Source organism: Chitinophaga sp. YR627 (assembly GCF_900114995.1).
Classification (GTDB): Bacteria; Bacteroidota; Bacteroidia; order Chitinophagales; family Chitinophagaceae; genus Chitinophaga.
The window spans coordinates 307,243-322,000 of sequence record NZ_FOUX01000001.1; the positions used below are offsets into that span (position 1 = coordinate 307,243).

The 14,758-nt window shown below is 46.1% G+C and carries 10 protein-coding genes; 6 read left to right on the forward strand and 4 right to left on the reverse strand.

Going from position 1 to position 14,758, the window contains the following annotated elements; translation table 11 throughout:
- Nucleotides 1-85: 85 nt before the first annotated feature.
- The 5 genes from BMZ72_RS00865 to BMZ72_RS00885 all read left to right on the forward strand — a co-directional run bounded on the left by BMZ72_RS00865 (nt 86) and on the right by BMZ72_RS00885 (nt 7,522).
- Nucleotides 86-568, forward strand: a complete 483-nt coding sequence (locus BMZ72_RS00865; protein ID WP_218155188.1) for an LIC11966 family surface protein — start codon at nt 86-88, stop codon at nt 566-568.
- Nucleotides 569-713: 145 nt separating this feature from the next.
- Nucleotides 714-1,532: a hypothetical protein gene (locus BMZ72_RS00870; RefSeq protein ID WP_089804323.1), complete on the forward strand. Its 819-nt coding sequence runs from the start codon at nt 714-716 to the stop codon at nt 1,530-1,532.
- A gap of 353 nt (nt 1,533-1,885) precedes the next feature.
- Complete coding sequence (locus BMZ72_RS00875) at nt 1,886-4,900, forward strand: SusC/RagA family TonB-linked outer membrane protein (protein WP_089804324.1); 3,015 nt, start codon at nt 1,886-1,888, stop codon at nt 4,898-4,900.
- A gap of 11 nt (nt 4,901-4,911) precedes the next feature.
- A complete protein-coding gene (locus BMZ72_RS00880) occupies nt 4,912-6,675 on the forward strand; it encodes a RagB/SusD family nutrient uptake outer membrane protein (protein WP_089804326.1) in 1,764 nt (587 codons plus the stop codon).
- 121 nt (nt 6,676-6,796) lie between these two features.
- Nucleotides 6,797-7,522, forward strand: coding sequence for a DUF7003 family protein (locus BMZ72_RS00885; protein WP_089804328.1), 726 nt, complete (start codon nt 6,797-6,799; stop codon nt 7,520-7,522).
- A gap of 95 nt (nt 7,523-7,617) precedes the next feature.
- On the opposite strand, the gene BMZ72_RS00890 is transcribed toward BMZ72_RS00885, so the two are convergent.
- The 4 genes from BMZ72_RS00890 to BMZ72_RS00905 all read right to left on the reverse strand — a co-directional run bounded on the left by BMZ72_RS00890 (nt 7,618) and on the right by BMZ72_RS00905 (nt 13,916).
- Entirely contained in the window at nt 7,618-9,051 is a 1,434-nt protein-coding gene (locus BMZ72_RS00890) for a TolC family protein (protein ID WP_089804330.1), read from the reverse strand.
- Nucleotides 9,044-12,211: an efflux RND transporter permease subunit gene (locus tag BMZ72_RS00895; protein WP_089804332.1), complete on the reverse strand. Its 3,168-nt coding sequence runs from the start codon at nt 12,209-12,211 to the stop codon at nt 9,044-9,046. Before BMZ72_RS00895 ends, BMZ72_RS00890 begins: the two co-directional genes overlap by 8 nt.
- Before the next feature lie 24 nt (nt 12,212-12,235).
- Complete coding sequence (locus BMZ72_RS00900) at nt 12,236-13,321, reverse strand: efflux RND transporter periplasmic adaptor subunit (RefSeq protein ID WP_089804333.1); 1,086 nt, start codon at nt 13,319-13,321, stop codon at nt 12,236-12,238.
- 172 nt (nt 13,322-13,493) lie between these two features.
- Entirely contained in the window at nt 13,494-13,916 is a 423-nt protein-coding gene (locus tag BMZ72_RS00905) for a hypothetical protein (protein ID WP_089804335.1), read from the reverse strand.
- Nucleotides 13,917-14,147: 231 nt separating this feature from the next.
- Here BMZ72_RS00905 and BMZ72_RS00910 point away from each other — a divergent pair, with 231 nt between their 5' ends.
- Nucleotides 14,148-14,723 carry a hypothetical protein gene (locus BMZ72_RS00910; protein WP_089804337.1) on the forward strand — a complete coding sequence of 192 codons (576 nt, stop codon included), beginning with the start codon at nt 14,148-14,150 and terminating at the stop codon, nt 14,721-14,723.
- Nucleotides 14,724-14,758: the final 35 nt, after the last annotated feature.

Genomic DNA, 14,758 nt, shown 5'->3' on the forward strand with positions numbered 1-14,758 from the left:
GTGAAAAATAGTTGAATTCCGGGATATGAACAGCCTGCCATGCAGTTTAATTTTGTTGTATTGAAAAACACATAAAACTGTACACATGTTTGTAAAAATGAAAACCTCCTTATTCGCACTGGCATTAGGTTGTACATTGGCAGCCTGTAATTCATCCATGGATGTAGCTACCTACAACAATGAGCTGATCACCGTGATCAATGACAATGAAAAGCAGATTGAAAGTATGAACGAGGCCATGAATTCGAAAGATTATACCCGTGCGGAACAGGCAAGAAGCACCTGGTCTGAAGCGCTGGATAAGCAGATAAAGAAAGTGGAAGATCTGGGCAGTTATAAGGGCGATGATGTATTGCAGAAGGGCGTGCTGACTGGTCTCCAGACTTACAGAAAGGTTGTTACAGATGATTATAAGGAGTTGATCACTATCCGTAAGGCGGGTGTTGCTGACGAGACGACATCGGCTAAAGAAGAAAAAGCACTGAATAATATCAATAGTGCATTCGAAAAGGCAGCAGAGGAAGTAAACAAGGCTTCTGATGCTTTTGAGAAGAAGTACGCGAAATAAGGGAGACAGACCCTGTTAAACCCCGATAGCCGGAAATGAAGCATTCGACCGTAATGGCTTCATTTCCGGCTTTTTACATGCCTGAAATGTCCCCAGATTGATCCAATGTGTTGAAAATTAATATATTTGCGCCACAAATATATCTATGAGAGCTATCCTTATCACTTTGTTGTTACTAAATACCGTCTGGAGTTCACTACGGGCACAAACGGAGGAACTGGCGGAGATCGCAGTGGAAGGCGCAAATCTTTACAGCAGTGAAATGGCATCCTGGTATGGAACAGACCTCGCGCTTGAAAAATATCCTAATCTAAAGGACGAGCTAGGAGGTTATTTTTCCTATACAAAGGGAGATTCCGCTATATGCGTTTTTTATTCCCGGGAGGAGCATCCGGGCGTTATCTGCGCAGTTTCTTTTGATGCGAGCTATCGGTTGGACAAAGCAAAGGTAGTAGCTGACAGACGTGCTTTTACACCGGAAGAAGCGATCCTGTACGGCATGAGGGTTGTGGCACAACAGGCTATCAGGACGGATACGCTCTTCAAACATTATAAGAATACCAGTCTGAATATCATTCCGCTTGTTCGCAATAATGTCAGGAAAGTCTATGTGCTTACAGGTCCCAGTGTATCAGGTGTCGTTATTTTCGGCAATGATTATCTGCTGACCTTTGACCAGCAGAATAAGCTGACAGGCACTAAAAAGCTACATAAGGATATCATGGTATTGAAGTACAGTAAGCCGGAAGACTCCGTTACAACGATGCATACACATCTTCCGGAAACAGGTGCTTTTATCACGGCAACAGATATATGTACCCTGCGCCTGTATGAGAAATTCGCAGGCTGGAAAGAGCACCTGGTTGTTTCACAGACGGACGTTTCCTTATGGAATTGCGAGCATGATATACTGGTCGGTAGACCAAGAAACGAGTGGGAAAAGCAGGCGAAGAATAATGAGTAGTCCCATTGATTTATAGGGCTTTCGCGGATCGTATGGCCGGAATTAAAATAAACATAACCTTGTCTTAATATTAAAATTCCGGAAACCGTACTAATATTACACCCGGTTTTCAAAACGATGCTTACCTATGGGGGATTTTTACGCGCAACACAACAAAATTTACACTATCGATGTTATTTTCATTGATTTTGCTTTAGAGTCTATATATTGCATCAGTAGCATTCCAGAAAGCTCTCGATTAGACTAGTCCACGTTGCGCAATTTAAGAGAAATCCGACACAACCAAAGAGGGGCGATGACCGTCAGGTCATTTTTAAACATTTCTATTTACATAAAGCATAATAGTAGATTGCATGAACAAGCAGTTTCTTTTAATGGTAGCGGTATGGCTTTCAGCCGTAAGCCCTTCCATGGCCAACGCGGCAGGTCATTTTGTATATGATCAGGTAGCCCGTCAGGAACCTATCAAGGGAGTGGTAGTCGGTTCTGATGGTGCGCCGATACCAGGCGCTTCGATCAAATCGCTGGCCACCAACAAGGGTACAACGACGAACGAGCGCGGAGAATTTACCTTGCAGGGAGCTGCAGGCGACAAACTGGTGATCACCTTCATTGGTTACACCCAACAGGAAGTGGTAGCTACCAGCACGCCAATGCGTATTACCCTGTCAGGCAGCAATAGCCAGCTGGGTGAGGTGGTAGTGGTAGGTTACGGTAGCCAGACCAAGGCAGATGTAACCGGCGCACTGACCCAGTTGAAAGCAGACAATATCAAACAGGGCGTAACTGTATCTGTTGACAACATGCTCCAGGGTAAAGTATCTGGTGTGCGTATCGCACAGTCCAGCGGTGAACCTGGCGCAGGTGTGGATGTATTCATCCGTGGTGTGGGTTCTATCCGTAGTGGTAGTACACCGCTCTTCGTAGTGGATGGTATTCCATTGAGTAATGATAACGTGAGTGCAGGTGGTACAGACTTCGGTCTGGGTTCTTCTGAGCCCAAAAACCCCCTGAACTTCCTGAACACCAGCGATATTGAAACCATCACCGTACTGAAAGACGCTTCTGCAGCGGCTATCTACGGTGCAAGAGGTTCTAACGGTGTGGTACTGATCACTACCAAACGTGGTAGCAGAGGTACGTCTACACTGACTTACGATGCGTACCTCGGTACTTCTAAAGTGATCAGAAAACTGGACGTACTGAATGCTGACGAATATCGTAAAGCGATCAAAGATCCGGCTTATGACCACAAAGGCAACACTGACTGGCAGGATGTGATCTATCGCAATGCGTTTACACAGAACCATAACCTGTCTTTCGCTAAAACTACCAACACTGGTAGCTACATGGCCTCTCTGTCCCGCATGGACCAGGATGGTATCGTTGAAACCAGCTCCTTCAAAAGAACAACTGCAAGACTGAACGCGGAGGAATCTTTCTTCGACGACAGACGCCTGGTTGTTAAACTGAACCTGACTGCAAGTGATATCGATGAAACCGGTATCCCGAACGGTAACACCGCAGGTTCTGATGGTCAGCTGATCATTCATGCCCTGATGGCTAACCCAACCCGTTCAGTATATGACTCTCTGGGTGGTTACACCAACTTTAACATGAACGCTCACTATAACCCTGCTTACCTGCTGAGCATCTATAAAGATAAAACCAACACTTTCCGCGTACTGGGTAACGTTGAAGCGTCCCTGAGACTGCTGAAAGGTCTGAACTATCGTATCAACTACGGTATCGATAAGTCTACTTCTGAGCGTAACTCCACGATCTATCCGAACATTACGGACAGAACGCCACTGGGCGCTTATGCACAGAACAACCTGCAGTCACATACAACCCTGCTGGATCAGTACCTGACTTACAACCGTTCTATCGATAAGCATACATTTGAAGTACTGGGTGGTTTCTCTTATCAGCAGTTTAAATTCGCTGGTACCGCTTTCGGTATGATCAATATCGCTAAACAGGGACAGGGTGTAGATCCTGAATACAACCCTGGTTATTCCGGTACACCAACCATTCCAAGTGGTTATGCACAGGAGAACGAATTACAGTCTTACTTCGGACGTGTAAACTATAACTACGACAACCGTTACCTGGTAACAGCCTCCCTCCGTGCAGATGGCTCTACCCGTTTCGGTGAAAGTAAAAAATATGGTTACTTCCCATCCTTTGCACTGGGCTGGACCCTGTCTCAGGAAGGTTTCATGAAAGATATCAGCGCTATTCAGAACTTAAAACTGAGAGCTAGCTGGGGTCAGACAGGTAACCAGGAAGTTCCGAACAAGATCACACAGGCCAGCTACTCTCTGGCTACTTCAGCAGGTTACTACCTGTATGATGACCTGAAAGTAGTAAATGGTGTACTCGTAAACCGTACTGCTAACCCGAACCTGAAATGGGAAATGGTTGAACAGTATAACATCGGTGCTGACTTCGACCTGTTCAAGGGTAAATTATATGGTTCCGTGGAGTACTATAACAAGACTACCAAAGATCCTATCCTGAACATCCCATCTGGTCCGCTGAGCCCAACCACTACTGTATGGAAAAACGTAGACGCCAGCATCGTGAACAAAGGTTTCGAGTTCACCCTGGGAACTACCCTGATCCATACAAAAGATTTCAACTGGTCACTGGATGTGAACGGTGCGACTATCTCCAACAAGATCAAAGACCTGCCGGTTTCTGAACTCTACTCCGGTAGCATTTCCGGTCCTGGTCTGTCTGGTGTTAACGCTAACATCTACAAGAATGGCTACGAAGCTGGTTCATTCTTCATGCTGAAACACCTGGGTTATGACAAGGATGGTAAAGATATCTTTGAAGACAGAAACAACGACGGCGTGATCAACGCTGCCGACAGACAGATCTTCCAGGGTGCTATTCCTAACTTCAACTTTGGTCTGAATAGCCAGCTGCGCTACAAGAAGTTCGACCTGTCATTTGCAGTGATCGGACAGACAGGCGGTTACCTGGTGAACAACACTGCACTGGATCTGAACATCAACAGCCTTGCATCTGACCGTAACGTACTGAGAAAGTTCTATGAAGCAAATGCAAACCCTGCAAATGCTGTACAGCTGTCAACTTTGTACCTGGAGAAATCTGACTTCGTTCGTTTAAGCAACCTGCGTCTCGGATACACTTTACCGCTTGAGCGCGTACAGTGGATCAAATCCGTTAACGTGTACGTAAGTGCATCTAACCTGCTGACCATCACTGGTTACTCTGGTTACGATCCACTGGTGAACACGACTAAGACAGTTGGTGGTAACCAGTCCCTGGGTATCGATTACACGACTTATCCGGCTGCAAAATCATTCCTCTTCGGTACAACAGTTAAATTTTAAGAGATTAGATCATGAGAAAGAAATCATTTAAACTTCATATACTGGCCTGCGTTGCACTGACTGTTGCAATGACGGGTTGTACAGACCTCAAAGAACAAGTGATCGATGAGGTACTGGGTTCAAACAATTCAAATCCTGAGAATGCACTGGCAGCCGCTTATGGTCAGCTGGGCGATGGTACCTTCGTGGACCATGGTAACGTATTCGCTTTACAGGAATATTCTACAGATGAGGCCCTGCTGCCTACCCGTGGTAGTGACTGGGGTGACGGTGGTGTATGGCGTGCTGTACACGAGTTCACCTGGGCGCCTGACAACTCTGTTGTAACCAATACCTGGAACGCGCTGAACGCAGGTATCACCAAATCCCTGACAGCTATCAGTGCGATCAACGGTAAAGCTGATTTCGCTAACAAAAAGCTGTTCCTGGCAGAAGCAAAAGGTCTGCTGGATTTTTATACCTTCCATACACTGGATATGTACGGACAGGCTCCTTACCGTGATCCGGCTGATGTAAACGCACCGGCAACTGTAAGAAAAGCTGCTGACGCGATCGATGAACTGATCAAAGACGTAGAAGCCATCCTGCCTGATCTGGCTAACCTGAAAGAACAGAACACACACAATGGTCGTTTCACCAAACAGGCTGCTTATGCACTGCTGGCTGATATGTACCTGAACCGTGCTGTATTCAAAGACCGTTATGCTGCCAGCTTTAAATTTGACGAAGCTGCAGTAGGCGGTACAGGTACCGATATGGATAAAGTAATTGAGTATACTTCAAAACTCATTAACGATCCTGCGTTCCACCTGGAAAGCAACTACTTCAAAAACTTCGATATCAGCAACACTGGTGCTCCTGAGCTGATCTTCGTTGTTGTTCAGCAGATCAACACCCTGCGTAACAGCGACAACGACTTTGCTTATATGTCTATGGAAAGAAACCAGAAGCCTTCTCCTGCTAACAGAGGTACGAACGCTTCCTGTATCACTCCTGAGTTTTACAGCACCTGGGATAACAACCACGATGACCCTCGTTTCTCCCGTCACTATCAGTATGCTGATGGTACCTGGTTCATGAACGATGGTACTGACGTAAGTGTACCTGCTACCAGCATCGTTCCAAACAGTGCTTCCCTGCCCTGGTTCCACTTCAACCGTGGTCTGCTGGCTGGTCAGCAATATGGTCCGAAACTGCTGCCTAACGGTACTTTTGAAATGACAACTGATGGTCGTATCAAAGTAAGCAAACTGACCTGCGAAAAGAATACTTCTCTGCCAATGGACTTTACGCCTGAGCTGAAATTCGATAATCCGGTTCAGTCTGTATTTACACAGGCACAGATCAATCAGGGTGTACGTGTATTCAAATTTGAATTCGATCCTGAGAGAGATAACAGCTCCAGCAACGTGGATATTCCTCTGTACCGTCTGGGTGGTATGTATTGTATGAGAGCAGAAGCTTACTTCCGTAAAAACCAGGGTGACCTGGCGCTGGCTGATCTGAATAAATTACGTACTACAAGAACCCGTGAAGCACTGTACAACAATGCTCCTGGTAAAGAGCTGACTACGCTGACAGAACAGGGTCTGTATAACGAAACCGGTTACGAAATGTACTGGGAAATGTACAGAAGAAAGGCTGCTATCCGTTTCGGTAAATTTGATCTGGCAGGTACTGCAAAACCAGCGTCTCAGCCATACAGAAGGATCTATCCGATCCCTCAGTCAACGATGGATGCTACCAAAATATACACCCAGAACGATAAATACTAACCTGGGTATTTCTTTAACACACACTGAGTATAAGAGGCCTGCCGTTTGGCGGGCCTTTTTATTTATAGGAATGTTGTCGGTGAAATTTTATACATTGATGCACTATTCTAAAAAGGATTGAATGGATACAACATTTCAGGCAACATTTACTGCCGCCGATATACTGGCTCAACTCGATGCCTACGCTGAGAAGTTTGAGTTCCCTATGCTGGACAACGGGTATGTTTACCTGGCTGATTCCCGTTTGTCGGCCTATGGAGACAAGGAAAGATGGATCTTACTGGTCGAAGTGATAGGGTATAATTACCGTGCACGTGGCCATGCAGGTATGGAAAACTGTCTTTACTTTTTTGGTAATTGTCTGCCGTTTGAACCTGGTTTACAAAACTTTAATTTCTTTACGTCAACAGACGATAGTGAAGACGGGGATACCTTTGATCCCGAACAAAGGGATATGCTGCACCCGAAAGCAGTCTCTATGTTGTTGAATGGAGAAAAGATCACCATTTCACATGATCCTGCTTATTACAGCGCGCGTGGTGTGGAACTGGAAAGTGCGCCTGCCATTCGTACATGGGAGTTTTTACGGGCTATTGTGGTTGACCACAGGGAAGGATTTTTGGCGAGGGAAGAGGAGATCAGGGACAGGATACCGAAGGACCTGCCGTTGGTATTACGACTGGATGAATGGCATCATAATGATCTGGCAGCAGAGGAGAAGCCTTCTGAAGCAGAAGCTTTTCAGCTGATCGCAAAGATGCTCGAGACAGGTGATCCTGCATGTTATCAGCCAACAAAAGCGGCTAATAACCACTGGAAGAACTGGCCTGACGGCGGTACTGTATAAGTAATTGATTTGCATAAAACATAAAGCCCGCCTGGAAAGGCGGGCCTTATTGTTTAAATATACATCCTGATCGTCAATCGATCGTCTATCCGGTACTAATTCCAGCCACCTCCCAGTGCCTGATAAATATTCACCAGTGCACTCATCTGCTCCTTCTGTGTTTCTATCAGCTCAAACCTGGACTCCAGTGCATCGCGCTGTGTCAGCAGTACTTCCATATAGTCCGCTCTCGCTGATTTGAAGAGATCATTTGAAATATTGATACTTTGCGACAAAGCGGCTACCTGTTGTGATTTCAGGTCATAGCTCTTTTGCAGGTTCTGCATCTTCGACAACTGATTGGCTACTTCCACATACGCATTCAGGATACTTCTTTCATAGTTATATGCGGCCTGGATCTGTTTGGCGTTTGCGCTGGCATAAGCAGCCTTTATAGCGTTCTTATTCACCAGTGGAGCTATCAGATCGCCCCCAATGGAATACAGCAGGGATTTCGGTGTCTTGAGCAGATAGGAAGGATTAAAAGCCTCATAACCCAGTGCTGCTGAAATACCCAGGGAAGGATAGAATTGCGCCTTCGCTACTTTTATATCCAGTCTTGCTGCTGTCAGTTCCAACTCTGCCTGTTTGATATCCGGACGATTAGCCAGCAGCTGTGAAGGCATGCCGGGATGTATCGTTGCCGGTAGTGCTTTACCGAAGGCTTCATCATTCCTGGCGATTGGCTGCGGATAACGGCCCAGCAGGAAGTTGATCCTGTTTTCGGTTTCTGTGATCTGCTGCTGGATATCATACTGCAGACTTCTTGTCTTCAGTACTTCTGCTTCGAATTTGCGTACCGCCAGTTCGGTGACCCTGGTGGCTTCTTTCTGCACCTTTACAATTTCCAGCGCATTATTCTGAATCTCGATATTCTGTTTTACGATGGTCAGCTGATTGTCCAGTGCCAGTAATTCGTAGTAAGAATTAGCGATTTCTGCGATGAGCCCTGTCACCATGAAGTTCCTGCCTTCAACGGATGCCAGGTACCTGGACACAGCCGCTTTGGTGGCATTATGCAGCTTGTGCCAGATGTCGATCTCCCAGGTAGCGTAGGCCGCTACCAGATAGTTAGGCAGCGGGTCCGGCATTTCTTTTCCCGGTTTGATCTCTGTAGTAGCATCACCAGCACCCTGACTGGTATAACGGCCCACCTTTTCTACTTCCGCCGCACCTTTGATGCCTACAAACGGGAGGTATTCCCCTTTTCTGGCTTTGATCTCATTCCGGCTGATCTCAATTTCCTGAAGGGTGATATTCAACTCCTGGTTATGTTGTAATGCGGTATCGATCAGTGCTGCCAGATAAGGATCCGTGAAGTATTCCTTCCATTTGATACTGGCTATATTGGTGGTGTCTGATGATGTATTATAACTGGCAGGTGTGTTTTTATTCTCTGTTTTTTCAACGGCGTTAGGAATGCTGCACGCGGTGAAACCCAGCGCGATGCAGCCTCCTACGATATATCTGTATCTTTTTCCTTTAAACATTGTGTTCAATTTCTTCAGTTAGAGGAAGCTCTTCTTCATGTTTCACCAGCTTGTGTTTCTCCGCTATTTTACCGAAGAAATAGTATAAGCCCGGTACGAGTATAACCCCGAAGATGGTTCCGAATAGCATACCACCTGCAGCAGCTGTACCGATGGTACGGTTACCGATCGCACCCGGGCCTGTGGCAAATACCAGTGGTATCAGACCTGCGATGAAGGCGAAGGAAGTCATCAGGATCGGGCGGAAACGCGCTTTCGCACCTTCTACCGCCGAACGGAATACGGACTCGCCTGACTGGTGTTTCTGTACGGCAAATTCCACGATCAGTACGGCATTCTTACCCAACAGACCAATCAGCATCACCATACCTACCTGTGCGTAGATATTGTTTTCCAGTCCCAGTAATTTCAGGAAGAGGAAGGCGCCGAACACACCCGCAGGCAGTGAAAGCACTACCGCCAGTGGCAGCATAAAGCTTTCATATTGTGAAGCCAGGATCATGTATACGAATGCGAGACAGATAAGGAAGATGTAGATCGCTTCATTGCCACGTCCTACTTCGTCTTTGGTCATACCTCCCCAGTCAATATCATAGCCTCTTGGTAAACTCTGCGCCGCTACTTCCTGAATGGCCTTGATCGCGTCACCACTACTATATCCCGGCGCCGGAGAGCCCTTGATCGCAGAAGAGGTGAACATGTTGTAACGGGTGATCTCATTCAGACCGTAAACCTTTTCCATCTTCATGAAAGTGGAGAACGGTACCATTTCATCATGGTCATTCTTGACATACAGTTTCATGATATCTTCCGGCATCGATCTGTACTGCGGACCTGCCTGTACCATCACTTTGTAAAGACGGCCATAGCGGATAAAGCTGGTCTCGTAGTTACTACCGATCAGTGTAGACAGTGTCTGCATCGCATTGGCAATTGTCACGCCTTTTTGCTGTGCGATGGCATTGTCAATATGCAGGACAAATTGTGGGTAGCTGGCGCTATAGAACGTAAACAGGGCTGTTAGTTCTTTACGTTTCTTCAATGCTTCTACAAAATCCCTGTTTACGGCTTCCATTTTCTTATAGTCGTTAGTGCCGGTTTTATCGAGCAGGCGTAAGTCGAAACCACCTGCAGCACCATAACCGGGAACGGCCGGTGGCTGGAAGAATTCTATCACAGCGCCGGGTATATCTTTGGCTTTTTCTTCCAGTTCCTGGATGATCTCTTCTGCCGAATGTTTACGTTCTTCCCAGCTTTTCAGGTTGATCAGACAGGTACCGGAGTTAGACCCTGTACCTTCGGTCAGGATCTCATAACCTGCCAGTGAGGAAACAGATTGTACGCCATCGATCTTTTCTGCTATTTTCTGTAATCTGTTGGATATCTCGTTGGTCCTTTCCAGCGAAGAGCCGGGAGGCGCCTGGATCACCGCGTAGATCATACCCTGGTCTTCCGCTGGGATAAAGCCCGGAGGAACGGTGTTGCTCAGGAACCAGGTACCGGCACAGAAGCCGATCAGTATACCGAAGGTGATGACCCTGCGGTTGACGATCCTGCGTAAGAGACGGGTATATCGGCCGGTTAGTTTATCAAAACGGTTATTGAACCAGTCCAGGAATCTGTTGATCGGTGTTCTCTTTCTTGGCTGTCCGTGGGTATTCTTCAGCATCATGATACACAGGGCAGGGGTGAGCGTCAATGCGATCACACCGGACAGGATAATAGCCGTTGCCATGGTGATGGAGAACTGTCTGTAGAAGATCCCTACCGGACCAGACATGAAGGCCACCGGAATGAACACGGCCGCCATTACCAGCGTAATTGCGATGATCGCACCGCTGATCTCATGGACGACCCGTTTCGTCGCGAGATAAGGCGAGAGGTGTTCTTCTGCCATTTTCGCGTGTACGGCCTCAATCACCACAATGGCGTTGTCCACCACGATACCAATAGCCAGTACAAGGGCAAAGAGGGTGATCAGGTTGAGGGTCAGTCCGAGGAACTGCATGAATATAAACGTACCCACCAGTGACACTGGTACGGCCAGTGCCGGGATGAGCGTGGAGCGCCAGTCACCCAGGAAGAGGAATACCACGATACCAACGAGGATGAAGGCCTCTACCAGGGTATGCAATACCTTTTCAATGGAGGCATCCAGGAACTTGGATACGTCATAACTGATCTCATAATCCATTCCCGCAGGGAAGGACCTGGACTTGATCTGCTCCAGTTTCTCTTTTACTTCTCTGATCACCTGACTGGCATTACTGCCATAGTATTGTTTTAATACGATTGCTGCCGACGGACTACCATTCAGATCGGAGTAGATATCATAGAACAGGCTTCCGAATTCGATATCTGCCACATCTTTCAGGTGGAGCAGTTCTCCGTTGGGATTGGCCCGCAGGATGATATTTTCGTATTCTTCCTTCGTGCTGAACCTGCCGGGATATTTCATTACATATTCGAATGCCTGCGAACGTTTACCGGAGCTTTCGCCTGTTTTACCCGGAGAAGCCTCCAGACTCTGTTCATTGAGCGCTTTCATGACTTCTTCTGCAGAGATCTTGTAGGCCAGCATTCTGTCTGGTTTCAGCCAGATACGCATTGAATACTCACGCGTACCCAGGATACGGGCACTACCGATCCCTTTCAGACGGGAGAGTTCCGGCAGGATATTGATATCGGCAAAGTTGTACAGGAACCTTTCATCTGTATGTTTGTCTGTACTGTGCAGGTTCACATACATCAGCATCGCTGGTTGTTCAAGGCTGGTCAGCAAGCCTTCGCGTATTACCAGGGGAGGCAGTTTGTTGATCACCTTTGCGATACGGTTCTGCACATTCAGTGCTGCCAGGTTAGGGTCTGTACCCAGGTCAAATACCACCTGGATATTGGCCTCACCGGTATTGGTCGCATCGGAGGTCATGTATTTCATGCCGGGTACCCCGTTGATGGCTCTTTCCAGTGGAATGATCACTGTTTTTACCAGCAGTTCACCGTTGGCGCCGGGATATTCGGCCGTCACTTTTACAGTAGGGGGTGAGATCGCAGGAAACTGCGTTACCGGAAGACTCATCATACCCAATACCCCCAGGAGCACTATAATGAGTGAGAGCATTATAGAGAGGACGGGCCTTTTAATAATATTACTGAACATTTTACATGTATTTTAATGGTTACACTATTCCGCTTTTAGTCTGAGGTGATTGATGACAGTAGCAGGATCCTGGAACTGATAGGTGATCTTGTCATTGTCTTTCACTTTCTGTACACCTTCCAGCAGTATTCTGTCATTTTCAGTAACACCACTTTTTACGACGAAAAGGTCAGGCATTTGTGCCTCGATAGCGACTTCTCTTGATTTCAGCACATTGTTTTTGTCTACCACAAATACATATTTCTTGTCCTGGATCTCGTAGGTCGCTTTCTGCGGAATAATGAGTGCATTTTTTAATGGAACGGTCATCAGCACTTTACCGGTTTCACCATGTTTCAGGAGTTTATCCGGATTAGGGAATTTGGCCCTGAAGGCGATATTACCTGTTTCATTATTGAACTCACTTTCAATAGTTTCAACGACGCCAGGATATTTAAACTGCTCGTTATTGGCTTCCAGCAGATTCACCTTTGTTTTGGCGCCATTCTGTTCACTGTTCTTGTAATCCAGGTATTCCGGTTCTGAGACATTATAGTAGACGAACATTTCACTGTTATCGCTCAGGGTAGTGAGTAATTCACCTTCATCGATGAGGCTACCCAGTTTGAGGGGCAGTCTGTCGATATAACCATCAAAAGGAGACCTGATGTCTGTAAATGCGAGGTGTACTTTTGCGAGGGACATTTCGGCATTGGCCTTTTCCAGCCGGGCTTTTGCCATAGCCAGTTCGTTGGGAGAAACGACGTTTTTATCTGACAATGCCTGCGTATTCTGTAACTCGATCTCTGCGGCTTTGGCTTCTGCCTGTGCTTTTGCCAGCTCTGATTCATAGATCTTCGGCATGATCTTGAAAAGGAGTTGTCCTTTCTTTACGAACTGTCCTTCGTCGATCAGGATGTTTTCCAGATAGCCTCTTTCCTGTGCTCTGATCTCAATGTTCCGGACAGAGCGGATCTGTGATACATATTCCTTTGTGACGGAGGTGTCCATCCTGATAGGATTGGTAACAAAAAACTTGCTGTCGCCTTCTTTTTCTTCGGCTTTAGATGGTTTGCAGCTGGTATGGCAAAGCAATGCCCCCAGGCCCGTAAGCATGACAATTCTTTTCATGGTAATGTTGCTTTTTCAGCGCGGTATGTTGATTCGGATAATTGTGTTTAAGATGTATATGATGCAATACACAAGCGCATTCCTTATAGACGATGCTATCGGACGTAGTTGAGTAAATAAAACAAGCTTATAAAACCGGACAACCGAAAGGAGATGACCGGGTGTGGGTAAATCAGATCCTGATTACAAGGAACATGATGTAACGATCTGCGGGAAAGTAGGATAGTGGCTTGTCAGAAGGTAAGCCTGGTATCGTTTGATGGGAAGAATGATCAGTAAAATGGTCAGCGAAGAAAGCGGTAAGTTCACGGGGTATTTCGAGGGCTTTTCTGAAAGAAGTGATGTCATCATCTTCTTCATTGTCCGCGGCGTAGATCTTTATATAATTCTTTTTAGACTTACCCGGCGTATGTAGTGTTTTATGCAGGCCGTGTCTGTGAGAGGTGGTTGCAAGATGTAAATAGTCCGGATTCTCAAACACGCTTCTCAGGGCATAGCTGATATCGTCGTGGCTCGTACGAGCATACGACTGGTGATATACGCCAATCAGGAGAAAAAACAGCGTGAGAAAAAATCCAGTTAACCCCTTTTTCATCAGATGCTAAAATTATATAAAGTTGCTTATATAGACAAGCCCGTATTTTATAAACGGAAAAAAGTATGGTTATAAGTAGTGTCAGGTTCAGTTAACCGGCAGTATGGTGTGACTTTCGGGGGGCGCGGGAATATTAATGAATTATAGTATAAAACTTGTTTTAATGATGAACGGTCACATTTTACGTTATTTTCGCTTTGCTAATATCCCATACTAACTTTAAAAGTGCATATGAAACGACCATTGCTGTTACTTTTGCTGACCCTACTTTCTGCCTGTGATTTTTCAGGGCCTTCTTTTGCAACAGAAAAAGAAAAACATACAGCTATGCATGCAGCTGTTTTTGACAAACAGGTGATTGCCGGTATGAGCAGGTATAACGATCTGCGGGATTTTCTACTCCGGTATGCGGATACCATTGTGGCTTACAGGAATGCCAGGAATTATGTTATTGAAACGGATGGCAAAACGATGGATACGGTTTTGCAATCCAGTGAATGTTATACTTTTTTTCAGGGCAATCCGAACTATGATATTGCAAATGTTCCTGATTTTTTGAAACTGAAACTGGATAGTCTGTATCATGATCTCGGGGAAGGGAATGTGCTGAGTTTCGGTATTTGTGAAAGTAAGCAGCTGTATATACAGGTTAAAAATGAAAAAGCAGGTGACGGATTATATATTTCTCATGAATTGTTGTGGAATTATACAATGGGACGAGACTACAAATATGACAATAACAGGGATTCGCTGATCGGAGATAACTGTATATACCGCCTTGGATTGAGGGAAGAACATGGACATTGATCTTTGATCCATAGCATAAAGAAGGGGCATTCGTC